The 20540-nt window shown below is 68.1% G+C and carries 19 protein-coding genes; 11 read left to right on the top strand and 8 right to left on the bottom strand.

Translation table 11 applies throughout. From position 1 onward, the window contains the following. Positions 1-35 precede the first annotated feature (35 nt). Positions 36-1037, top strand: coding sequence for a sugar phosphate isomerase/epimerase (locus CXY76_RS08980; RefSeq protein ID WP_104163886.1), 1002 nt, complete (start codon positions 36-38; stop codon positions 1035-1037). Positions 1038-1042: 5 nt separating this feature from the next. Here the strand turns inward: CXY76_RS08980 and CXY76_RS08975 are convergent, their stop codons facing one another. Next, entirely contained in the window at positions 1043-2257 is a 1215-nt protein-coding gene (locus tag CXY76_RS08975; protein ID WP_104163885.1) for an ROK family transcriptional regulator, read from the bottom strand. A gap of 66 nt (positions 2258-2323) precedes the next feature. Beyond that, positions 2324-2941, bottom strand: coding sequence for a YqaJ viral recombinase family protein (locus tag CXY76_RS08970; protein WP_104163930.1), 618 nt, complete (start codon positions 2939-2941; stop codon positions 2324-2326). Between the two features lie 578 nt (positions 2942-3519). Between CXY76_RS08970 and CXY76_RS19235 the strand changes: the two genes are divergently transcribed. Next, positions 3520-4380: an LPXTG cell wall anchor domain-containing protein gene (locus tag CXY76_RS19235; protein WP_146073416.1), complete on the top strand. Its 861-nt coding sequence runs from the start codon at positions 3520-3522 to the stop codon at positions 4378-4380. 85 nt (positions 4381-4465) lie between these two features. Here the strand turns inward: CXY76_RS19235 and CXY76_RS08960 are convergent, their stop codons facing one another. After that, entirely contained in the window at positions 4466-5137 is a 672-nt protein-coding gene (locus CXY76_RS08960) for an ABC transporter ATP-binding protein (RefSeq protein ID WP_104163883.1), read from the bottom strand. A 36-nt stretch (positions 5138-5173) separates the two neighbouring features. Then, positions 5174-6658 (bottom strand): ABC transporter permease, encoded by a 1485-nt coding sequence (locus CXY76_RS08955; RefSeq protein ID WP_104163882.1) that lies wholly within the window; start codon positions 6656-6658, stop codon positions 5174-5176. 180 nt (positions 6659-6838) lie between these two features. Between CXY76_RS08955 and CXY76_RS08950 the strand changes: the two genes are divergently transcribed. Both CXY76_RS08950 and CXY76_RS08945 read left to right on the top strand, forming a co-directional pair. Beyond that, positions 6839-7585 carry a response regulator transcription factor gene (locus tag CXY76_RS08950; RefSeq protein ID WP_104163881.1) on the top strand — a complete coding sequence of 249 codons (747 nt, stop codon included), beginning with the start codon at positions 6839-6841 and terminating at the stop codon, positions 7583-7585. After that, entirely contained in the window at positions 7585-9108 is a 1524-nt protein-coding gene (locus CXY76_RS08945) for a cell wall metabolism sensor histidine kinase WalK (protein WP_104163880.1), read from the top strand. The genes CXY76_RS08950 and CXY76_RS08945 overlap by 1 nt, the downstream gene beginning before the upstream one ends. A 4-nt stretch (positions 9109-9112) precedes the next feature. Here the strand turns inward: CXY76_RS08945 and CXY76_RS08940 are convergent, their stop codons facing one another. Both CXY76_RS08940 and CXY76_RS08935 read right to left on the bottom strand, forming a co-directional pair. Further along, entirely contained in the window at positions 9113-9610 is a 498-nt protein-coding gene (locus CXY76_RS08940) for a MarR family winged helix-turn-helix transcriptional regulator (protein WP_146073415.1), read from the bottom strand. 10 nt (positions 9611-9620) lie between these two features. Then, the gene (locus CXY76_RS08935; RefSeq protein WP_369826114.1) at positions 9621-11399 is read right to left on the bottom strand and encodes an MDR family MFS transporter; all 1779 of its coding nucleotides are present in this window, start codon (positions 11397-11399) and stop codon (positions 9621-9623) included. A 316-nt stretch (positions 11400-11715) separates the two neighbouring features. Between CXY76_RS08935 and rplJ the strand changes: the two genes are divergently transcribed. The 4 genes from rplJ to CXY76_RS08915 all read left to right on the top strand — a co-directional run bounded on the left by rplJ (position 11716) and on the right by CXY76_RS08915 (position 14623). Continuing rightward, positions 11716-12231 carry a 50S ribosomal protein L10 gene (rplJ, locus tag CXY76_RS08930; protein ID WP_104163878.1) on the top strand — a complete coding sequence of 172 codons (516 nt, stop codon included), beginning with the start codon at positions 11716-11718 and terminating at the stop codon, positions 12229-12231. 51 nt (positions 12232-12282) lie between these two features. Further along, positions 12283-12666 (top strand): 50S ribosomal protein L7/L12, encoded by a 384-nt coding sequence (gene rplL / locus CXY76_RS08925; RefSeq protein ID WP_066592329.1) that lies wholly within the window; start codon positions 12283-12285, stop codon positions 12664-12666. A gap of 194 nt (positions 12667-12860) precedes the next feature. Beyond that, positions 12861-13340 carry a MarR family winged helix-turn-helix transcriptional regulator gene (locus tag CXY76_RS08920; RefSeq protein ID WP_104163877.1) on the top strand — a complete coding sequence of 160 codons (480 nt, stop codon included), beginning with the start codon at positions 12861-12863 and terminating at the stop codon, positions 13338-13340. Then, positions 13337-14623 (top strand): MFS transporter, encoded by a 1287-nt coding sequence (locus CXY76_RS08915; protein ID WP_104163876.1) that lies wholly within the window; start codon positions 13337-13339, stop codon positions 14621-14623. Before CXY76_RS08920 ends, CXY76_RS08915 begins: the two co-directional genes overlap by 4 nt. Positions 14624-14671: 48 nt before the next feature. Here CXY76_RS08915 and CXY76_RS08910 read toward each other — a convergent pair whose 3' ends face one another. Then, positions 14672-15601, bottom strand: a complete 930-nt coding sequence (locus CXY76_RS08910; RefSeq protein WP_104163875.1) for a DNA-3-methyladenine glycosylase — start codon at positions 15599-15601, stop codon at positions 14672-14674. Positions 15602-15724: 123 nt separating this feature from the next. Continuing rightward, on the bottom strand, positions 15725-16735 hold the full coding sequence (locus CXY76_RS08905) for a LacI family DNA-binding transcriptional regulator (protein WP_104163928.1): 1011 nt from the start codon (positions 16733-16735) through the stop codon (positions 15725-15727). A 309-nt stretch (positions 16736-17044) separates the two neighbouring features. Here CXY76_RS08905 and CXY76_RS08900 point away from each other — a divergent pair, with 309 nt between their 5' ends. The 3 genes from CXY76_RS08900 (at position 17045) to CXY76_RS08890 (ending at position 20460) form a co-directional block, all read left to right on the top strand. Continuing rightward, entirely contained in the window at positions 17045-18406 is a 1362-nt protein-coding gene (locus CXY76_RS08900) for an ABC transporter substrate-binding protein (RefSeq protein WP_104163874.1), read from the top strand. Between the two features lie 102 nt (positions 18407-18508). Continuing rightward, entirely contained in the window at positions 18509-19480 is a 972-nt protein-coding gene (locus CXY76_RS08895; protein ID WP_104163873.1) for a carbohydrate ABC transporter permease, read from the top strand. Continuing rightward, positions 19477-20460, top strand: coding sequence for a carbohydrate ABC transporter permease (locus CXY76_RS08890; RefSeq protein ID WP_104163872.1), 984 nt, complete (start codon positions 19477-19479; stop codon positions 20458-20460). The genes CXY76_RS08895 and CXY76_RS08890 overlap by 4 nt, the downstream gene beginning before the upstream one ends. Positions 20461-20540 lie beyond the last annotated feature (80 nt).

Here is a 20540-nt window from a genome sequence, read left to right as displayed (position 1 = left end):
TCCAGCACGGTTCCACCTAGTCACAGGAGAATACGATGCCCCGTCCCGTCACCCTGTTCACCGGCCAATGGGCCGACCTGCCCTTCGAAGAAGTGGCCAGGCTTGCGTCCGGCTGGGGCTACGACGGGCTGGAGATCGCCTGCCGGGGCGACCACCTGGACCCGTGGCGCTGGGACGACGACGCCTATGTGGCCGATCGGCTGGCGATTCTGGCGAAGTACAACCTCAAGGTCTACGCGATCTCGAACCACCTCAAGGGACAGGCCGTGTGTGACGACCCGATCGACCAGCGGCACCGGGACATCCTTCCGGATGTGGTGTGGGGAGACGGCGACCCGGAGGGGGTGCGGCAGCGAGCGGCCGAGGAGATGAAGCACACCGCCCGGCTCGCCGCGAAGCTGGGGGTGAAAACCGTGATCGGATTCACGGGTTCATCGATCTGGAAGTACATCGCGATGTTCCCTCCGGTGTCTCAGGAGGCCATCGACGCGGGCTACCAGGACTTCGCCGACAGGTGGAACCCGATCCTGGACGTCTTCGACGAGGTGGGCGTGCGGTTCGCGCACGAGGTGCACCCCAGTGAGATCGCCTACGACTACTGGACCACGGTGCGCACCCTCGAGGCCATCGGCCACCGGGAGGCGTTCGGGCTCAACTGGGACCCGAGCCACTTCGTCTGGCAGGACCTCGACCCGGTCGGGTTCCTCTGGGACTTCAAGGACCGGATCTATCACGTGGACTGCAAGGACACCAAGAAGCGCATGGTGAACGGGCGCAACGGCCGGCTGGGCTCGCACCTGGCCTGGGCGGACCCGCGCCGGGGCTGGGATTTCATTTCCACGGGCCACGGTGACGTGCCCTGGGAGGACAGTTTCCGGATGCTCAACACCATCGGCTACGACGGCCCGATCTCGGTGGAATGGGAGGACGCCGGCATGGACCGTCTCGTGGGCGCCCCGGAGGCGCTGGAGTTCGTGCGCAGGTTGGCGTTCGAGGCGCCGACCGCCTCGTTCGACGCGGCATTCAGCAGCCGCTGACGGTCCTATTTCGCCAGGGCAGCGGTCTCCATCAGTTCCAGCACCATGGCGTCCACCCGGGCCGGCGAGAGTGCGTGATGGATGGCCAGCATGCTGGCGCCGATCACGGCGGCGTTCGGACCCGCGCCGGACTGGGTGATCTGCAGGTGCTGGGTGGCCAGGGGCATCGACCGGGTGTAGACCACCTCGCGTACACCGGCGATCAGGTGCTCGCCGGCCTGTGCCATTGAGCCGCCGATCACGATGACCGACGGGTTGACCAGGCTGACGCAGGCTGTGAGCACCTCGCCGAGATCCCGGCCGGCCTGCCGCACGGCCTGGATGGCCTCGAGGTTGCCGCGTTTGACCAGATCGACCACATCCTGGTTGCTGTCGACGTGCAGGCCCTGCCCGCGCAACTGCGCGGCCAGCGCGGGACCGGACGCCAACGCCTCGAGGCAGCCCCGGTTGCCGCAGTGGCAGGGGACCTCGGCCCCGCGCGGTACCTGCACGTGGCCGATGTCGCCGGCGATGCCCTGGGCGCCGCGCTGCAGGATGCCGCCGGAGATCACGCCGGAGCCGATGCCGGTGGCCACCTTGACGAAGATGAGATGGTCTACCTCCGGCCAGGCGGTCTCGCGTTCGCCGAGCGCCATGATGTTCACGTCGTTGTCCACCAGCACCGGAACGTGGAAATGCGCTTGCAGGGTGCCGCGCACGTCGAACCGGTCCCAGCCGGGCATGATCGGCGGGTTGATCGGCCGCCCGCTGCTGTATTCGACCGGGCCGGGCAAGCCCACCCCGATGGCGAGAAGGTCATCCGCGGGTCGCCCGGACGCGCGCAAGAGGCTGGCACCGGCCTCGATCACCCAGCCGAGCACCGAGTCGGGCCCGTCCGCGACGGCGATGACGGCGCTGGTCTCGTGCAGCGGGCGTCCGGTCAGATCGCTGAGCGCGATCCGCACGTGCGAGGCGCCGATGTCCACGCCGAGTACGATTTTTGTGCCGGTGGCCAGCGCCACCTGGGAGGACGGCCGGCCGCCGGTGGACGGCGCGTCGGAGCTGGGACCGACGAGGCCGAGCTTGACGAGGGAGTCGATGCGCAGGGCTATGGTCGAACGGGCCAGCCCGGTGAGAGCGGCCAGTTCGGTGCGCGTGCGTGAGTGGCCGTCGCGAAGGATCTGGAAGAGATCACTCGTGCCGGAGGAGCCGAGCCCATCTCCACGACTTATGTCGATCATTGCACCATCAAATCACACCATTCGACTTATTTCCGTCGAACAGAATCAAATGATCGGCTGGCCGGCTCAGCGGCCGTAGTCGTAGGGTGGCGGGCCGTCGGCGCGCTCGCGCTCGCGTTGGTGGTTGAGCAGGTCGATCAGTTGGTCGGCGAAGCCCACCAGGATCCTGATCTGGTCGTCGTCCCGTTCGATCCACCGGCACTCGGGCACGGCGTTGCGGGGCACGAAGTTGTCGTGCTCCTCCCACACCAGCAGGGTGCGGTCGGCGCCGAGTACATACTGTTGCCACCAGATCTGCCGCAGGTAGGAGCGGGGGATGCTGCGCCAGGGCTTGCTGGTGGTCTTGATCTCGGCGAGTTCGAAGACCCCGTTTCTTGCCAGGCCCAGGCCGTCGGGAGTGGCCAGGTGGCGGGGCTGGCCCGCGGCGTGGAACAGGTTGGTGCTCGGTTCGATGCCGTAGTTCGCCAGCACCCAGGCGGCGATCTCGGGTTCCCTGGCCCGACCGTGGTCGGTGTACGGGTTGCCGCCGAAGCCGCTGCCGTTGATCTTCTCCCTGGCCGCGTTGTGCACGGATTTCTCGGTGGCGAGCTTGGCGACATCCGTGGCGGTGATGCCCTGGCTCCGGGCGCGCAGCCAGGCGACCCTGTCGGTGGAGTCGGCGACGATGCGACCGAGGTGCGCCATCACCGGCGCCAGCGGCGGAGTCGTGACGGCGGCCGCCGGGGAGAGGGGGATCTGCTCATCCAACTGGAAGAGGGACAGCAGGGAGTGGGGCACAGAGTCCATTCTGCTCTCTGTCGACGGCCTCGGCCGACACCCCGCCGGGCGACACCGAACCCTGCGGATACGCCCGTTAGTGGCTGAGACCGTCTCAATTGTGCGGAAAGGTGACCCCCGAACGCGGGACAAATGACCCGTTGTGGGGGTAAACGCGGTCCCCAGGGACCCGTTTGAGGGATGCGAGGGCGCGGTGTCTTCCGTAGGCTTGTCCTCATAAAGGGGGACCGGCCGATCGGAATTCGGCCGAGATCAAGACGGCCGTACGCGGCCCGCGCACCAGCCACTCGACAGTGGCGAGGCAACCGAATCTGGCCATGTGCCGGACTCTTTGCCGTGCCCTCCGCCCATCCGAGCTCTACGCCAGAGCTGTTTGCGGCGTGCCTACCGAAGCGTGATGACGCGCCTGGGAAATCCCAGATATCGCCGCGCCTCAGCTGAGGTGCGGCCTGCCAGTGAAAACTGTGCCGCCCGAAAGGCTCAATATGAACACGTCACCCAAAATTGCTGTATCCGTAGTCGGCTCGATCCTCGTCGTCGGCGGCCTCACCCTCGGAGGTGTGGCCGCCCCGGCGTCTGCGCACACTCCCCAGGTCGCTTCCACCTGCGAATCGCTCAGCATGAAGTTGACCAACTACTCCGCGGTCGCCGCGGACGACACCCCCAACACCGTCACGATCACCATCGATGATGAGGAAATCGACAAGGTGGACTTCGGACGCTCCTATTCGAGGACCATCCCGCTGGACGAGTTGGAGCCGCACGCCTACTCCATCGAGGTTGACGCCCGGGAGGATGCCTACGACAGGACATTCAGGGGTGCGACAACCGAGTGCGTCGTTGAGGAATCGATCACGCCACCGGTGGAGCCGCCGGCGGAGCCGACCCCTCCGGTGGAGCCGCCGACCGAGACCACGCCTCCGGTGGAGCCGCCGGCCGAGACCACGCCTCCGGTGGAGCCGCCGACGGAGACAACCCCTCCGGCCGAGACGACCCCGCCGGCCGAGACGACCCCTCCGGCCGAGACGACCCCTCCGGCCGAGACGACCCCTCCGGTGGAGCCGCCGGCCGAGACGACGCCTCCGGTGGAGCCGCCGGCCGAGACGACCCCGCCCAGCACCACGACGTCCGTGACCCCGCCGACGGCTGTGACCCCGCCGACGACAACCTCGTCGACTCCGACACCGACACCGACCCCGACCCCGACAACGACGACAAAGCCGAACACCCAGGAGCTCGCCTCGACCGGTGTGTCCAGCTCGACGGCCATCGTGTCGGGAGCCGGGTTCCTCGCGATGCTCCTCGGCACCGGACTGCTGTTGGCCCGCCGGGTGCGTCGGGCGTAGCAGCGGCACCACGGTATAGAGGAACACCCCGGACGAGTAGTCGTCCGGGGTGTTTCCCTGCGCGGTCCGCCAGCAGCGACGGGGATCAGGCGACGTCGCGCACGACCCCGTTCCGGATCACCAGGCGTCGCTGGGCGCGTCTGGCGACGGCCGAGTCGTGGGTGACCACGATCAGGGTGAGACCCTTCGCCCGCCACAGCCCCTCGAGCAGGTCCATGATCTCGTCACGGGTGTGCTCGTCGAGGTTCCCGGTCGGTTCGTCGGCCAGCAATACGGCCGGCTCCTTGACGAGGGCGCGGGCGATCGCCACGCGCTGCTGTTGGCCGCCGGAGAGTTCGGCCGGCAGGTGGCTGCCGCGCTCGCCGAGCCCGACGGATTCGAGCGCCGCCGTGGCCCGCGAGACGCGTTCCGCCGTGGGGACCCCCAGAGGCGCGAGCGCCGTCTCCACGTTCTCCTGAGCGGTGAGGGTGGGAATCAGGTTGAAGCCCTGGAACACGAAGCCGATCTCGCGCGCCCGGATTTCGCCCAACGGCCCCTGACCGAGCTTTGACAGATCGGACCTGCCCAGCTCGATGGTGCCGTCGGTGGGGCGGTCGAGCGCGCCGAGCATCTGCAGCAGGGTGGACTTGCCACCGCCGGTCGGTCCCTGGATGGCGACCATCTGGCCATCCGGGATAGACAGGGTGACCTTGTTCAGGGCCGTGACCGAGCGCTTGCCCTGGTCGTATTTCTTGGTGACATCGGTCAGTTCATACATGGGAGCTCACTTCTGGGGATGAAATTGACGGAGGGATCACGCGATGCTGCGCAGTGCTTCGGAGGGGCTCAGGCGCGAGGCGCGCCAGCCGCCGATCGCGCCGGCGAGCAGACCGCCGAGCACGGCGAGACCGACGGCGATGAGGATGACCGACACGGTCACCGGCACCTGCAGAACGATGTCGGAGGTGGTGGCCTCCACCATTGCCTGACCGAATCCACCGCCGCCGGGACCGCCGGTGCCGCCCAGGGCGGATGCAGGGTCGGTCGTGGCAGCGCCCGCGGTGAGAGTGGGCGCCACGAGGTTGATCACCAGGATGCCGGCCAGGCCGACCGCAATGCCGACGATGCCGCCGATCAGGCCCTGAACCAGGGATTCGCCGGCCACCTGGCGCACAATCCGGCCGTTCGACCAGCCGATCGCCTTGAGGGTGCCGAACTCGCGGGTGCGGCGGGTGACGCCGGAGATCGTGAACAGGATGGCGATCAGGAACGCCGCCGCGAGCACAATGAGTGACAGCCAGAGACCGAGGTTCGTGACCAGGTCGGAGGCGCTGGAGAGCGAGCCGGACACGCTCGAGGCGAGGTCGGACTGGGTCTGCACGGTGGCATCGGGCAGGGCGGTCTCGACGTCGGTCTGGATCTGCTCGATGTCGGTGGATGACGCGGCCTGCACGTAGATGTCGGTGACCTGATCGGTCAGGCCGGACAGGGTCTGGGCGACGTCGAGAGGAATGTAGACGTTGGAGGCCGTGGTGGCGTCCGCCGAGGAGGCCGTCACCAGACCGACGACGGTGAAGTCGGTGCCCGCGATGGCGACGGTGTCGCCCACGACGAGTTCGGCGGTGGTGGCGTAGCCGGCGTCGAGGACGGCGACGTTGGTGCCGGCGTCGGTGCTCTCCAGGCTGCGTCCGTCGGTGAGGCTCACGGCCGAGAGCGGTCCGACAGCCTCATCGGCCGGGTCCAGGCCCAGCACGGTGAAGGAATCGACGCTGAACGAACTGCCGCCGGCGCCATCGGGTCCGCCGCTGGGCGGGGTTCCGCCGGTCGCGGTGTCGTCCCCGGTCGGCGGGGTGCCGGCCGAGAAGTCGGGCAGGGCGCCATCGAAGGTGGTGTTGCTCAGCGACAGGGTCGCGGCGGCGGCGGAGACATTGTCAACGCCGCTGACGGTGTCCAGCGCGGTGACATCGAAGGCGGTGGTGCCGCGGTCGACCGAGAGCCTGGACTGGCTGACGGTGGTGGTCCCGTCGGCGGTGGCGCCGGCATCCGCCCCGAAATCGAAGTTCGCCGGGCCGCCGGCGCCTGCTTCGCCCTCGGTGGGCGCGGCCGGGGTCTGGCTGACGGTGATGTCGGTGCCGACGCCGTAGACCGAGGCCAGCACGGTGGACTGTGCCAGCTGCACTCCGCTCGACACGGCGTTGACGATAATGACCAGGGCAATGGCGAGGGCCATGCCGATGGCGACGATGGCGGTCTGCTTACGGCGACCTGCCAGCTCTCGTCGCAGATACGTGACAAACATCGATTCTCCAGTCCGGCGGCAGGGAGGTTCCCGCCGTTGCCTTCGAAGCTAAGGAGCGCGGTTATGGCCGCACTATGGCCTGCTTATGAATTCGCCCAGAAGGCTGCGACGCCCGTTCTCTCAGGATCGTCGTGGAAGACGCATAGCCGGTTCATAGAAAAGGCGGGGATACTTCACATCATGAGCACCAGAACCAACGAGCAGCCGGCCCACGGACCCCGCCTTCGCAAGGCCGACGGCTCCCCGATCCGGGTGCTCGTCGTCGACGACGAACCCACCCTCACCGACCTGCTCTCGATGGCCCTCCGCTACGAGGGCTGGGAGGTGCGCACGGCCGGCGAGGGCCGGGCGGCGCTCACCCTGGCGCGAGAGTTCCGGCCGGATGCCATCGTGCTGGACATCATGCTGCCCGACATCGACGGCCTGCAGGTGCTCCAGCGGTTGCGGGCGGATGGCTACCAAACGCCGGTGCTCTTCCTCACCGCCAAGGACTCGCTCGACGACCGCATCGCCGGCCTCACGGCCGGGGGCGACGACTACGTCACCAAACCGTTCAGCCTGGAAGAGGTCGTCGCCAGGCTGCGCGGCCTCATCCGCCGCTCCACGATGGCCGTCTCCGACTCCAGCGACCCGCGGATCACCGTGGGCGACCTCACCCTCGACGAAGACAGCTACGAGGTGTTCCGCGCGGGCGAACAGATCGAGCTGACCGCCACCGAGTTCGAACTGCTGCGCTTCCTGATGCGCAACCCGCGCCGGGTGCTCAGCAAGGCCCAGATCCTCGACAGGGTCTGGAGCTATGACTTCGGCGGCAAGTCCTCGGTGGTGGAGATCTACATCTCCTATCTGCGCAAGAAGGTGGATGCCGGTCGCGATCCGATGATCCACACCGTGCGCGGCGCCGGATACATGCTGAAGATCGCCTGATGGCCCCCGGAGCACCCTTCGGCGACGCCCCCATCATCCCGACCCGCAGCGGCCGGGCGCCCTGGACCCTGCGCCGCCGACTGGTTGTGGCCGTGGTGGGCCTGCTCGCCCTCGTCAGCCTGGTGATCGGGGTGGTGAGCGTGGCCATCCTCAGCGCCAGCCTGATGGACGGCCTCGACCAGCAGGTCAAGAGCGCCGCCGAACGCTCCAGCGTGTTCTTCGGCGGCGGCCGGCCGAGCGGCGACTTCAGCATCCCCACGCCAACGGCCAACGATGTGCTGAACGGCCCATCCCAACCACCGGGCACCCTCGCGCTGGTCTACGACGGCAGCGCCGTCACGGCCGGCTACACCGACGACACCGGTGCCGTCGTGGACCTGAGTAACGACCAGGTCACCCTGCTCCTCACCGAACTCGATTCCGCGGTGCAGGAGGGGACCACCTCGGTCCCGTTCAGTGTGGACCTCGGCGGCGACGTCGGTGAGTACCGGGTCCTCGCCCAGGCCGCGCGCACCGGCGCCCTCTACCTGGTCGGCCTGCCCGTGTCCACGGTGACCGGCACGGCCACCCAGCTGGCGCTGATCATCGCCATCGTGTCGCTGGCGGGCATCGTGCTGGTGGCGTTCCTCGCCACCGCGATCGTGCGCCTGGCCCTGCGGCCGCTGCAGCGGGTGACCGCAACGGCCACCCGGGTCTCCGAACTGCCGCTGGACCGCGGCGAGGTGTCGCTCGTCGAGCGGGTTCCGGCCGCCGACACCGATCCCCGCACCGAGGTCGGCCGGGTGGGCTCCGCGCTCAACCGCATGCTCGACCACGTCGACATCGCCTTGGAAACCCGGCAGGCCAGCGAGAACAAGGTGCGCCAGTTCGTGGCGGATGCCAGCCACGAGCTGCGCACCCCCCTCGCGTCGATCCGCGGCTACTCCGAGCTCACCCGGCGCAGCGGCCAGGAACTGCCGCCGGACGCCATCCACGCCCTCGGTCGTATCGAGTCGGAGTCGGTGCGGATGACCGGTCTCGTCGAGGACCTGCTGCTGCTCGCCCGCCTGGACGAGGGCCGCGAGCTGGAACGGGAGCCCGTCGACCTCACCAGGCTGCTCGTCGACGTGGTCAGCGACGCCCATGCGGCCGGCCGGGACCACAGCTGGGACCTCGACCTGCCCGAAGAACCCGTGCTGGCGGCGGGCGACGGGCCGCGCCTGCACCAGGTTTTCGCGAACCTGCTGGCCAACGCCCGGGTGCACACCGACGCGGGCACCCGGGTGCAGGTGGCGCTGACCGTTGAGGGCGCCACCGCCGTGGTCACCGTGACCGACGACGGCCCCGGCATCCCGGAGAACCTGCAGGAGACGCTGTTCGAGAGGTTCGCCCGCGGCGACAGCTCTCGGTTCCGCGGCACCGGCGGCAGTACCGGTCTCGGTCTGGCGATCGTGCAGGCCGTCGTCCTCGCCCACCAGGGCGAGGTCTCGGTCGACAGTCGGCCGGGGCGCACCAGCTTCCGCGTGGTGCTGCCCCTGGCCTGACCGGCTAGGAGGCGCCGTCGGGGGAGTTCAGCCGCTTGAGCAGCAGGGCGAACTGGTGCAGGTCGGCTTCGGGCCAGGCGGCCAGCCTGCTGTGCAGGAGGCTTTTGTCGCCACCGGGCACCGCCGCCATCTTCTGCATCGCCAGCGGGGTCGCCGCGAGGAACTTGGCGCGCCCGTCGGCCGGGTCCGCAGCCAGCTCGAGCAGGCCGAGCTCCTCGAGCAGTCGGGCCTGGCGGCTGATCACGCTGCGGTCCACCTCGAGCAGCTCGGCCAGGGCGCTCGCGTGTGTGGGGCCGCAGCGCCGCAGCGTGCGCAGGATCTTGAGACCGAACGGCTGGAGCGCCGGATCGATGCGCAGGGCCGCGTCGCGCAGGGCGCCGCGCACATAGGCGGCCAGCTCCATCATCTGTTCCTCGACCTCGGCCAGAGCCTCGGCGGCAGCGGCCGGCGGGGCCGTGTCGCCGGGCTCGGCGACCGGGGGGAGCTCGCCGTTCTCGGTCATGACCATCACACTATCGACCGGTGCTCGGGTTTTCTGACGGGTCGGTGTCGCGCTGCACGCGGATCGAGCCCGTCGGGTGGGCCAGGCCCACCGGGGTGAGGCCGGCGGAGGCCGCGCCCACCTCGATCAGCATGTCCTCGGCATCTTCGAGTTCGCGCTGGTCGTTGTCCTCGAGGTTCTCGGGCGTCGCCGCCCGGGTCTGGGCCGCCTCGGCCTTGGTCAGGGCGATGGCGGTCTGGGTGCCGAGCGATGCGTTGGGCATCAGCGCGACCATCACCAGGGTGATCACGGCCAGCGGCACACCGAGCAGGAAGACCGTGCCGACGCCGGTGCCGTAGGCCGACTCGACGACGACGCGGATCGCGTCAGGCAGTGAGCTGACGTGGGGGATGACGCCGGAGCCCAGGGTCTTCAGGGCGACGGCCTGGTCGGCCGGGGCGAGCGTGCTGATGCCGTCCTTGATGTGCTGGGCGACGACGGTGCCGAGCACGGAACCGAGCACCGAGACGCCGACAGTGCCGCCGAGGCTGCGGAAGAACGTGACGGCGCTGGTGGCCACGCCGAGGTTCTTGACCTCGATCGAGTTCTGCACCACCAGGACCAGGTTCTGCATGACCATGCCCAGGCCCGCGCCGAGGACGAACATGAAGATGCCGACCAGGATCAGGTTGGTGTCGTACTGCAGGGTGCCCAGGAGCAGGAGCCCGGCGACCACGAGGACCGCACCGGAGACCATGATCGACTTCCACTTGCCGGTGCGGCTGATCAGGGTGCCGAACAGGGTCGACGAGATCAACAGGCCGCCCATCATCGGGATGGTCAGGAGCCCGGACTGGGTGGGCGTGGCGCCGCGGGCCAGCTGCATGTACTGGCTGAGGAAGACGGAGGTGCCGAACATCGACACGCCCACCGAGATGCTGGCGACGGTGGCGAGAGTGAAGGTGCGGTTCTTGAACAGCGTCAGCGGGATGATCGGCTCGGGAGCCTTGAATTCGACGATCACAGCGGCGATGAGCAACAGCGCGGCGGCGGCGACCATGACGAACGAGGTGATGGAGGCCCACTCGAAGTCGTTGCCGGCCAGGGTGACCCAGATCATCAGCAGCGAGACGCCGCCGGCGATCAGTGCGGCACCGAGGTAGTCGATCTTCACCACGCGCTTCACCCGCGGGGGCAGGTGCAGGGTGCGCTGCAGGAGCACGATGGCGACGATGGCGATGGGCAGGGCGATGAAGAAGTTCCAGCGCCAGCCGAAGGCATCCGTCACCACGCCGCCGAGCAGCGGGCCGCCGACGGTGCCGAGGGCCATGACGCCGCCGAACAGGCCGGCGTACTTGCCGCGGTCACGGGGGCTGATGATGTCGGCCATGATGATCTGGCTGAGCGCGGCGAGACCGCCGGCGCCGAGGCCCTGCAGCACGCGGAAGCCGATGAGGGTTCCGGTGTCCTGCGAGAAGCCGGCCAGTGCCGAGCCGATCACGAAGGTGGCCAGGGCGAGCTGGATGAGCAGCTTGCGGTTGAAGAGGTCGGCGAACTTGCCCCAGATGGGCGTGGACACCGTCGTGGCGAGCAGGGTGGCGGTGATGACCCACGTGTACGCGGACTGGTCACCCTTCAGGTCGGAGATGATGATCGGCAGCGAGGTGCTGACCACGGTTCCGGCCAGGATCGACACGAACATGCCCAGCAGCAGGCCGGACAGGGCCTCGAGGACCTGGCGCTTGGTCATCGAACCGTCGGCCGAGACGGCCCGGTTCGGGGGAGTGGTGGTGCGGGTGCGGCGTGACATGGTTCTCCAGCTAGATGATTGACAGATGTCAACTATAAATACATAGTGGACTTTTGTCAACTAGTTCGTCCTGCCCGGTGGGCGCTGGCCCGATTTGCGCGCCGCCGGGGGGATCCCGTAGGGTGGGGAACAGCCAAAGACCGCCGGTTGTCGCTGCCCAGAAATGGAAAAGCGATCGAAGGTTCATTCACGTGAACGGCCCGCGCAGGTGTTCGAAGTTAGCCAGTCCAACTGGCCTCAGCTCCGGCGCTTGCGCTGGAGCTTTTTTCATGTCTGCGCCCCGGGCTACCGGCACATGAATATTTAGAGGAGCGCCATGGCGAACAAGGAAGCAACGGTCGCCGAGCTGCAGGAGAAATTCCAGAGCTCGACCGCCGTTCTGCTCACCGAGTACCGCGGACTCACTGTTGCGAAGCTCAAGGAGCTGCGCACGTCCATCAGTGAGGACGCCACGTACGCCGTGGTAAAGAACACGCTCACCAAGATCGCGGCAAACAACGCCGGCATCACGTCTTTTGACGAGGAGCTCGTTGGTCCGTCCGCTATCGCTTTCGTGCACGGTGACCCTGTCGCCGTTGCGAAGGCTCTGCGTGCCTTTACCAAGGCAAACCCTCTCCTGGTTGTCAAGGGCGGTTACTTCGACGGTAACCCCCTGACCGCCGCAGAGGTAGGCAAGCTCGCCGACCTCGAGTCCCGTGAAGTTCTGCTCGGCAAGCTTGCCGGCGCCTTCAAGGCCTCGCTGTTCGGAGCCGCATATCTGTTCAACGCACCGCTGTCGAAGGCTGTTCGCACCATCGACGCGCTGCGTGAAAAGCAGGAGTCCGCGAACTAGGCATCTGCCTGTACCGCGGTGAGTAACTAAGAAACTAATAGGAGAAAAATCATGGCAAAGCTTTCCACTGAAGAGCTGCTCGAGCAGTTCAAGGGCCTCACCCTCATCGAGCTCTCCGAGTTCGTCAAGGCATTCGAGGAGACCTTCGAGGTCACCGCGGCTGCACCCGTCGCCGTCGCCGGAGCCGCTGGCCCCGCCGCCGCTGCCGAAGAGGTCGAAGAGCAGAGCGCGTTCGACGTCATCCTCGACGCCGTTGGCGACAAGAAGATCCAGGTCATCAAGGTTGTGCGCGAGCTCACCAGCCTGGGCCTCGGCGAGGCCAAGGCCGTTGTCGATGGCGCGCCGAAGGCCGTCCTCGAGGGCGTTGCGAAGGAAGCTGCCGAGAAGGCAAAGGCTTCCCTCGAGGCCGCTGGCGCAACCGTCACCCTCAAGTAATCTCGCCCCGCAAGGGGTTAGTTGCTCGCACGGGCGTCGCATCCATTGGATGCGGCGCCCGCTGCCGTTAACCCCCGCCACGTTCCGCGAACTGTGAGAAAAGCACCCAAAACCTCGAGTTTTAGGGGCTTTTCTCACAGTTCGCGAGGGGCGGGGGTGTGGATGTATAGCTTGGCTATGTATATAGTGGGGAGATGTCCGCAGATCTTCATGTCATCCTCGGGGACCTGGTCTCCGTCAACCACCGCCTCACCCGCGTGGCCGCCCGCGCCGCGCGCGGCACCGAGTCTCCCGCCTTGTGGCGCACCCTCAGCGTGCTGCGCTCCACGGGCCCGATCCGCCTGGGTGAGCTGGCCGACCTGAGCCGCGTCTCGCAGCCCACGGCCACCAAGCTCGTCGGCGGCCTCGTCGCGCGCGGCTGGATCGAGCGCACCAGCGACCCCGACGACGCCCGCGTCAGCCTCATCGCCGGCACCCCGGCGGGAGAGGCCGCTCTCGCGGCCTGGCGCACCGAACTGGCCGCCGCCCTGCTGCCGTACTTCGCCGGCCTTCCCGCCGGCGACGTCGAGACCCTCGAACGCGCGGTCGCCATCCTGCGCGACAGGGTTGAGGCCAGCGAACGGACGGCGGCGCCGCACGGCCTGGCCGCCGAGCCCACGGTGTCCGCCCGATGAGCCGGGGCGCCGCCTTGACTCCAGTGTCTGCCGCGCCCGCGGGACTGCCCGGCGCAGCGCCGGCCGCCAGCATCCTGCACCAGCCCACGGCGGTGTGGGCCGTCGCCTTCGCCTGCGTGATCGCGTTCATGGGCATCGGCCTGGTCGACCCGATCCTGCCGGCCATCGCCGCCGACCTGGCCGCGACGCCCACCGAGACCGAGATGCTCTTTACGAGCTACCTGCTCGTCACGGGAATCGCGATGTTCTTCACCAGCTGGCTGTCCAGCCGCATCGGCGCCAAGCGCACCCTGCTGATCGGCCTGGCCCTGATCGTGGTGTTCGCCCTCGCCGCCGGGCTGTCGCAGGATGTCGAATCGATCATCGGCTTCCGGGCCGGCTGGGGCCTGGGCAACGCCCTCCTCATCTCCACCGCCCTGGCCACCATCGTGGGCGCCGCGGCCGGTGGCACCTCGTCGGCGATCATCCTCTACGAGGCCGCGCTCGGCCTCGGCATCGCGATCGGCCCGCTGCTGGGCGGGCTGCTGGGCAGCATCAGCTGGCGCGGACCGTTCTTCGGCAGCGCCACCCTCATGGCCGTCGGGTTCATCGCCATCGTGGTGTTGCTCAAGACCGACGGGCCCAAGCCGGTGCCCACCCGGGTTTCGGCTCCGTTCCGGGCCCTCGCCCGGCCGGGACTGGGCGTCCTGGCCGCTGCCGCGCTGTTCTACAACATCGGCTTCTTCGTGCTGTTGGCCTACACCCCGTTCGCGCTCGTGCCGCTGGGCCTGGGCAGCGCCGTGAGCCTCGGCCTGGTCTTCTTCGGCTGGGGGCTATCGCTGGCCGTGACCTCGGTCTGGCTGGCACCACTGCTCACCCGGCGGATGCGCCGCAGCCGGGTGCTCTGGCTCGTGCTGCCCCTGCTCGCCCTCGACCTCGCCGCGGCGGGACTGTTCGTGGGTTCCGCGGTGGGCCTGGTCGGCTGCGTCATCGTGGGCGGGCTGCTGCTCGGCGTGCTGAACACCGTGCTCACCGAAAGCGTCATGGAGGCCACCGACCTGCCGCGCAGCGTCGCGTCGTCCTCGTACTCCGGCGTGCGGTTCCTCGGTGGGGCCATCGCCCCGCCCGCGGCCACGGTGCTCGCCGGCCAGTTCGGTTCCGCGACCCCGTTCTACGCCGCCGCGGCATCCGTGTTGGTGGCCCTGCTGGTGATTGTGCTGGGCCGCTCGCACCTGGCCAGGGCCGACGGCGCCGTCGAGGATTCGCTCGAAGAGGCCGAGGCGATCGCCCTCGGCGACAGCTGAGTTCGGGCCGGCGCCCACGAGGGCCGCACGGCGACGCACGCCCGCCGGCTAGTGCGAGCGGTGGTCCTGGACGGTCATGCGCGGGCCGCGGCGCGGGGCACGGTAGCCGCTGCCCAGGATGAGCCGCACCACGCGTTGGCGGTGGCCCGCGAAGGGTTCGAGCAGTTCGAGCATGCCGTCGTCGTCGACGGGGGAGCCGGTCAGGGCCCAGCCCACCTGGGCGGCAAGGTGGTAGTCGCCCACGCTCACCGAATCGGGGTCACCGTGCGAGCGCTGGGTCACCTCCGCGGCGGTCCAGCGGCCGACGCCGGGCAGGGACTGCAGCCGGCGTGAGGCGGTGACGGCGTCCACGGGGCGATCAAGTGACGCGGCCACGACCGCGACAGTAACCGCCGTGCGCGAGCGCCGCGGATCGACGCCTGCCCGGTGCCAGTCCCACGACGGCACCAGCCGCCAGCGCTCCGGTCCGGGGGAGACCATCATTCCCTCCGGCGCGGGGCCGGGGGCCGCGTCGCCGTGCTGGCGGATGAGCCGGTACCACGCCCGGTGGGCCTCGAGGACGGTGACCTTCTGTTCGATGATGGCGGGAATCAGCGCCTCGAAGACCAGCCCGGAGCTGCCCAGCCAGACACCGGGATTGCGGCGGCGCACCTCGGCCAGGGCGGTGTGGCCGCCGAGGTCGAGCCCGGTCCAGTCGTCACCATCGCCCAGCAGGGCGGGCACCCGGGCGATGCACCACTCGGCGCCCGGTCCCCAGGCGCGGGCATCCACGACACCATCGGCGCCCTGCCGCAGCAGCAGGGTCGCCGGTCCGAGCGGGGTGCGCTGGGTGCGCCAGAGTCCGGCCGAATCGGCGCGGGCGGTGGGGTCGCCGCGGCCGCGGCGGTGCGGGGCCATGGTGGCCACCAGGTCGACCGGACGCCGGGGCGTGTACAGCGTGGCGACCGCCGGAGTCACGGCGCCTGGATCGAAGTTCATCCCCTCGAGGTTAGCCCGCGCCGCTGACGGTCTGGGGCGATCAACCCAACTGTTGCCGCTGCGGACAATTGCACCCGGTGTGCCGGGCGCAATTGTCCGCACGGGTAACAGTTGCGTGGCGGGTCATCGTGGCGCACTCGTGCTCGAGCGCATCACCAGGTTGGTCGGCGCCCTCGTGAGCCCGGGGGCGGTCGGCGCCGAGGGCTGCTCGAGTGCGTGCAGCAGGGACTCCACGGCCATCCTGGCCTGGTTGCGCGGGTGCTGTTCGATGGTGGTGAGCCGGAACATCTCGGCGTACGGATGCCCGTCGATGCCGATCACCGAGAGCTCGGAGGGAACCAGGATGCCGAGTTCCCTGGCCGCGACGATGAGGCCGAACGCGATCTCGTCGCTGGCCGCGAACACCGCCGTCGGCCGTCGGTGCGGGTCGCCGAACAGGGCGAGACCGGCGTCGTACCCGCCCGGAACCGTGAAGGCACAGGGAGTGAAGCAGCCATCCGTGGACTGCCCGGCGGCGCGCATGGCCGTGTTGAAGCCGGTGAGCCGCTTGGTGTGTACGGCGAAGTCCATCTGGTCGACCTGGTCGCCGCCGACGTGGCGGATGTCGGTGTGGCCGAGGCTGAGCAGGTGCTCGGTGGCCAACCGCGCGGCCGCGGTGTCGTCGATCGCAATGGTGTGCACGCCGGGGATCTCCCCGCCGATGCCGACCAGCGGGCGCCCCAACCGGTGCAGGAGCTCGACCTCGGAGTCGCTGAGTTCGACGCCGACGGAGATGACGCCGTCGAACCGCTTGCGGGCGAGGAAAAAATCGAAGACCCGCTCCCGTTCGGCCGAGTGCGCCGGGAGGTTGTACAGCGTCATGTCATAGCCCTCGGCAAGCAGGGACTGCTCGAGGCTCTCCAGGATCTCGGAGAAGAACCACCGGCTGATGAACGGAATGATCACACCGATGCTCTGGGTGCGCCCGGTCACCAGGCTGGCCGCATTGGGGGAGGCGACGTAACCGATCATGGCGGCGGCGGCGACCACCTTCCGGCGGGTTTCATCCGACACGTAGCCCCGGCCGCTGAGGGCCCTGGAGGCTGTGGCCTTGGCGACGCCGGCCAGGCGTGCGACATCCGCGATCGCGCTCATGTCAGCCTCCCCGTCGTTGGAACCGCTGTGCACACCCTAGCCGCTCGGCCGCGGGGGTGGAATCGGTTCCAGAAATTCGACACCGAAGTGTGACCGGTTCGAAGCACTGCTGCTATGAGAGCGCGATCTTTGTCAATCTGTAACCAATTCGGTCTTGTGTCGAACTATTCTGTGCCGTACTTTGTGGTGTGGAACCGGTTCCTTATGCAACCGTTTCCAGTATTGTTACCCAGAGCACCCGCACCACACATTCGGCACGACCGGGCACACCGGCACGGCCACCAGCATTACTCAACGAGGAGGATTTGCATGAGCGTGAAACAGCATCGCCGGCTCTTTGTCCCGGTCGCTGCAGCCGCAGTGATGGGACTCGCCCTGACCGGCTGTACCGGCGACATCGCCGCCCAGACCGCGGAAGACACCGACTGCTCCGCGTACACCGACTACGGCACCTTCGAGGGGAGCCCCGAGGTCACCATCGGCGGCACCATCCAGGATGACGAAGCAGACCGCCTCGTGCAGTCCTGGGCCGACTTCCAGGCGTGCACCGGCATCGCCGTGAACTACACCGGCACCAAGGAGTTCGAGGCTCAGATCGCCGTTCTCGCCGAGGGCGGCTCCGCCCCGGACATCGGCATCATCCCGCAGCCGGGTCTGTTCAACAAGCTCGCGGATGCCGGCTTCCTCAAGGCCGCCCCCGCCGCAGTCGAGGCCAACGTCGACGAGTGGTGGTCCGCTGACTGGAAGGGCTACGGCACCGCGTCCGACGGCACCTTCTACGCCGCGCCGCTGATGGCCAGCGTCAAGGGCTATGTCTGGTACTCGCCCGCCGCATTCGAGGAGAAGGGCTACGAAATCCCCACCTCGCTCGACGAGATGATGACCCTCACCGCCCAGATCGCCGCTGACGGCACCGTGCCGTGGTGTGCTGGTGTCGGCTCGGGCGACGCCACCGGTTGGCCGGGAACGGACTGGGTTGAGGACTACGTCCTCCGCCAGGCCGGCGCGGAAACCTACGACAAGTGGGTCACCCACGAGATCCCGTTCAACGACCCCGCCATCGTCACCGCGTTCAACTCGGTCGGCGACATCCTGAAGAACCCGGAGTACGTCAACGCCGGACTCGGCGACGTCTCGTCGATCATCTCCACGGAGTTCGGCGACGCCGGCCTCCCGGTCCTCGACGGCACCTGCGCGCTGCACCACCAGGCCTCGTTCTACGAGGGCTTCTGGAAGAACGCCGATGGGACCGACGCCACTGTTGCTCCTGACGGCGACGTCTACGCGTTCCTGCTGCCCCCGGCGGAATCCGGCGGAGAGCAGGCCGTCACCGGTGGTGGCGAGCTGGTCGGAGCGTTCCAGGAGAGCGACGAGATCACTGCAGTGCTCAGCTACCTCTCCAGTGACACCTGGGCGAACAACCGCGTAGCGCTCAAGGGCGTCATCAGCGCCAACACCGGCCTCGACCCGGCGAACGCGTCCAGCGACATCCTGAAGCAGAGCGTTGAGATCCTGCAGGACCCGAACACGGTCTTCCGTTTCGACGGCTCTGACCTGATGCCGGGCGCCGTTGGCACCGACTCCTTCTGGAAGGGCATCGTGTCCTGGCTGAGCGGCGACGACACCCAGAAGGTCGTCGACACCATCGAGTCGAGCTGGCCCAAGAGCTAGTTCAGCTTTTCCGGGGTGGGTCCGCCGCGAGGCGGGCCCACCCCCGCATGACCCCCCACACTTTTCACCACCCCTCCTCGAGACCATAGAAGGGTCCGGCCAATGACGACCGCAGATCTGCTCGGCAAGATAATTCAGGTGGTAGCGGCCCTCGCCGCCTTCTCGCTCGTTATCGGGCTCGTGCTGTTCCTTATCGACAAGGCGCCCAAACGTGGGCGCGACTACTGGCAACTCGCCTTCTTCCTGCTCCCCGCCCTGATCCTGCTGGCAGTCGGACTCATCTACCCCGCCTTCCGAACCTCGCTGCTGGCGTTCAGCAACAGCTCCGGCGAATGGGTGGGAGCCGAGAACTTCGTCTGGATGTTCACCCAGCCGGCCGCACTCATCACCCTCGGCAACACCGTGATCTGGGTCGTCGTCGTGCCGATCCTCTCCACCGCCATCGGCCTGGCCTACGCGATGTTCATCGACAAGTCCCGGGGCGAGAAGTACTTCAAGGCCCTGGTCTTCATGCCCATGGCGATCTCGTTCGTGGGCGCCGGCATCATCTGGCGTTTCGTCTACGACTACAAGTCCGGCGACAACGCGCAGATCGGCCTGCTCAACCAGATCCTGGTCTGGTTCGGCGCCGAACCCGTGCAGTGGCTGCAGACCTCGCCGATCAACACGTTCCTCCTCATCGTCGTGATGATCTGGATCCAGACCGGATTCGCCATGGTCATCTGCTCCGCCGCGATCAAGGGTGTCCCGACCGAGCAGATCGAGGCCGCCCAGCTGGACGGCACCAACCCGTGGCAGCGGTTCACCAACGTGACCCTGCCGGGCATCCGCGGTTCGCTGGTCGTGGTGATCACCACCATCTCGATCGCCACCCTCAAGGTGTTCGACATCGTGCGCACCATGACCGCCGGCAACTTCGACACCAGCGTCATCGCCAACGAGATGTACACCCAGGCCTTCAGGGCCGGCGAGCAGGGCCGTGGCGCCGCGCTCGCGATCGTGCTGTTCCTGCTGGTGCTGCCGATCGTCATCTACAACGTACGAGTCCTGCGTCAGCAGAGGGAGATCCGATGAGCGACAACGTAGTCGACCTGCCCATTACGGGCACCGCCAAGGGCACGGCCGACACGACCGCCGAGGTGGTCGGCAAGGCCACCCGGGTGAAACGACGTCTCACCTCGCGCACGGCGACCGCGGTCGCCCTCGTCATCGCCGTGCTGTGGACCCTGCCCACCTTCGGGCTGTTCATCTCGTCGTTCCGGCCGGCCGGCCTGATCAGCACCACCGGTTGGTGGACGATCTTCCAGAACCCGGGCTTCACCCTGGCCAACTACCAGGAGGTGCTGTTCAGCACCTCGCAGTCGTCGCCGCAGCTGGGCGCGTACTTCGTGAACTCGCTGGCCATCGCCATCCCGGCCACGCTGTTCCCGCTGGTGATCGCCGCGATGGCCGCATACGCCTTCGCCTGGATCAAGTTCAAGTGGAGCGGCGCCCTGTTCGTGCTGATCTTCGCCCTGCAGATCGTGCCGCTGCAGCTCGCCCTGATCCCGCTGCTGCAGATGTTCACCCAATTCCTGCGCCCCGGCCAGGCCTGGGTGCACGACATGATCCCGATGATCCCCGAGCAGGGTTACCTGCCGGTCTGGATCGCGCACACGATCTTCGCGCTGCCGCTGGCGATCTTCCTGCTGCACAACTTCATCTCCGAGATTCCCGGTGAGGTCATCGAGGCGGCCAGGGTGGATGGCGCCAGCCACGGCCAGGTCTTCTTCAGGATCGTGCTGCCGCTGGCGGTTCCGGCGCTGGCATCGTTCGCGATCTTCCAGTTCCTCTGGGTCTGGAACGACCTCCTCGTGGCGTTGATCTTCTCGGGCGGCACGCAGGATGTGGCACCGCTCACCCAGAGACTGGCGGAGCTCACCGGCACCAGGGGCCAGGACTGGCAACGCCTGACGGCGGCCGCGTTCGTGTCGCTGATCGTTCCGTTGATCGTGTTCTTCAGCCTGCAGCGCTACTTCGTTCGCGGCCTGCTGGCCGGTTCCACGAAGGGGTAACGCACCTCCACGGCCAGGCAGGCACTGGCCTCGGCCGCGACGGACCGGCCCCGGATTTTCGGGGTCGGTCCGCTGTCTTA

The organism is Cryobacterium sp. N22 (assembly GCF_002929555.1).
Lineage (GTDB): Bacteria > Actinomycetota > Actinomycetes > Actinomycetales > Microbacteriaceae > Cryobacterium.
Note: the sequence above shows the minus strand (reverse complement) of the source record. Positions and strands in the feature narration are given on the sequence as shown.

Excerpts from the sequence above, each read along its gene's own strand:
- CXY76_RS08895 (WP_104163873.1), top strand. The coding sequence starts at position 18,509 with ATGACGACCGCAGATCTGCTCGGCAAGATAATTCAGGTGGTAGCGGCC.
- CXY76_RS08915 (WP_104163876.1), top strand. The coding sequence starts at position 13,337 with ATGAGCCGGGGCGCCGCCTTGACTCCAGTGTCTGCCGCGCCCGCGGGA.
- CXY76_RS08935 (WP_369826114.1), bottom strand. The coding sequence starts at position 11,399 with ATGTCACGCCGCACCCGCACCACCACTCCCCCGAACCGGGCCGTCTCG.
- CXY76_RS19235 (WP_146073416.1), top strand. The coding sequence starts at position 3,520 with ATGAACACGTCACCCAAAATTGCTGTATCCGTAGTCGGCTCGATCCTC.
- CXY76_RS08980 (WP_104163886.1), top strand. The coding sequence starts at position 36 with ATGCCCCGTCCCGTCACCCTGTTCACCGGCCAATGGGCCGACCTGCCC.
- CXY76_RS08920 (WP_104163877.1), top strand. The coding sequence starts at position 12,861 with ATGTCCGCAGATCTTCATGTCATCCTCGGGGACCTGGTCTCCGTCAAC.
- CXY76_RS08945 (WP_104163880.1), top strand. The coding sequence starts at position 7,585 with ATGGCCCCCGGAGCACCCTTCGGCGACGCCCCCATCATCCCGACCCGC.
- CXY76_RS08910 (WP_104163875.1), bottom strand. The coding sequence starts at position 15,601 with ATGAACTTCGATCCAGGCGCCGTGACTCCGGCGGTCGCCACGCTGTAC.
- CXY76_RS08950 (WP_104163881.1), top strand. The coding sequence starts at position 6,839 with ATGAGCACCAGAACCAACGAGCAGCCGGCCCACGGACCCCGCCTTCGC.
- CXY76_RS08975 (WP_104163885.1), bottom strand. The coding sequence starts at position 2,257 with ATGATCGACATAAGTCGTGGAGATGGGCTCGGCTCCTCCGGCACGAGT.
- rplJ (WP_104163878.1), top strand. The coding sequence starts at position 11,716 with ATGGCGAACAAGGAAGCAACGGTCGCCGAGCTGCAGGAGAAATTCCAG.
- CXY76_RS08955 (WP_104163882.1), bottom strand. The coding sequence starts at position 6,658 with ATGTTTGTCACGTATCTGCGACGAGAGCTGGCAGGTCGCCGTAAGCAG.
- CXY76_RS08960 (WP_104163883.1), bottom strand. The coding sequence starts at position 5,137 with ATGTATGAACTGACCGATGTCACCAAGAAATACGACCAGGGCAAGCGC.
- rplL (WP_066592329.1), top strand. The coding sequence starts at position 12,283 with ATGGCAAAGCTTTCCACTGAAGAGCTGCTCGAGCAGTTCAAGGGCCTC.
- CXY76_RS08970 (WP_104163930.1), bottom strand. The coding sequence starts at position 2,941 with ATGGCGCACCTCGGTCGCATCGTCGCCGACTCCACCGACAGGGTCGCC.
- CXY76_RS08890 (WP_104163872.1), top strand. The coding sequence starts at position 19,477 with ATGAGCGACAACGTAGTCGACCTGCCCATTACGGGCACCGCCAAGGGC.
- CXY76_RS08940 (WP_146073415.1), bottom strand. The coding sequence starts at position 9,610 with ATGACCGAGAACGGCGAGCTCCCCCCGGTCGCCGAGCCCGGCGACACG.
- CXY76_RS08900 (WP_104163874.1), top strand. The coding sequence starts at position 17,045 with ATGAGCGTGAAACAGCATCGCCGGCTCTTTGTCCCGGTCGCTGCAGCC.
- CXY76_RS08905 (WP_104163928.1), bottom strand. The coding sequence starts at position 16,735 with ATGAGCGCGATCGCGGATGTCGCACGCCTGGCCGGCGTCGCCAAGGCC.